The following is a 1098-nucleotide window of genomic DNA, read 5'->3' as shown; positions in this document are numbered from 1 at the left end:
TCTGGATGATGCAGCAGGCCATCCAGAGTGATGACCCGGTGATCTATTTCGAGCCCAAGCGCCGGTACTGGGACAAGGGCGAGGTCGACACCGAGAGGGCCGGCGGCCCCCTGCACCGCGCCCGGGTGGTCAGGCCCGGTACGGATCTGACGCTGGCCGCCTACGGGCCCACCGTCAAGACCTGTCTGGAGGCCGCCGAGGAGGCCGGACACGAGGGCCGCAGCCTCGAAGTGCTCGACCTGCGCTCCGTCTCCCCGATGGACTTCGACACCGTCGAGGCCTCGCTGCGGCGCACCGGCCGCCTGGTGGTCGTGCACGAGGCACCGGTCTTCTTCGGGGCCGGCGCCGAGATCGCGGCCCGGATCACCGAGCGCTGCTTCCACCACCTGGAGGCTCCGGTGCTGCGCGTCGGCGGCTACCACATGCCGTATCCGCCCTCGCGGTTCGAGGAGGAGTACCTGCCGGACCTGGACCGCGTCCTGTACGCGGTCGACCGTGCCATGGCGTTCTGAGGCGTGTGAGGCGAGGAATGGTGACGACAACTGCGCGGCACATCCGTGAGTTCCTGCTGCCCGACGTGGGCGAGGGACTCGTGGACGCCGAAATACTCCGCTGGTACGTCGAACCGGGCGACACGGTGACCGACGGCCAGACCATCTGCGAGGTGGAGACGGCCAAGGCGGCCGTGGAACTGCCCGTGCCCTACGACGGGGTGGTGCACGCCGTCCACGTACCGGTGGGCACCACGGTGAGCGTCGGCACGGTGATCATCTCGGTCGACACCGGGACCGGCGCCGACACCGGCTCCCCGGCGGAGCCCGTCCGGCCGGCCGAGCCGGTCCGGCCGGCCGAGCAGCCGAAGCCGGAAGGGGGCCGTGAGCCGGTGCTCGTCGGCTACGGCGTCGCCGACTCCGGCACCAGGCGCCGCCCCCGCCGGCCGGCCCCGGCGGAGCGGAACGGCGGCCCCGGAGCCGTCGTACCGGCCGCCCGCCCGGCTGCGAAACCGCCGGTGCGGAAGCTGGCGAAGGATCTGGGGGTGGATCTGGCGGTGATCGTTCCGTCGGGTCCTGACGGGGTCATCACGCGGGACGACGTCCA

General features: G+C 71.9%; 2 protein-coding genes. Both read left to right on the top strand.

Going from position 1 to position 1098, the window contains the following annotated elements:
* Positions 1-512 (top strand): alpha-ketoacid dehydrogenase subunit beta (locus ACF073_RS41500; protein WP_392076754.1); only part of this gene is annotated, 512 nt, incomplete at its 5' end.
* 17 nt (positions 513-529) lie between these two features.
* A partial coding sequence (locus tag ACF073_RS41495; RefSeq protein ID WP_392076753.1) for a biotin/lipoyl-containing protein occupies positions 530-1098 on the top strand: 569 nt, incomplete at its 3' end.

The sequence above is a fragment of the Streptomyces sp. NPDC015171 genome (genome assembly GCF_043079545.1).
Taxonomy (GTDB): domain Bacteria; phylum Actinomycetota; class Actinomycetes; order Streptomycetales; family Streptomycetaceae; genus Streptomyces.
The sequence above is the reverse complement of the archived record's forward strand: the minus strand, read 5'-3'. Positions and strand labels throughout refer to the sequence as shown.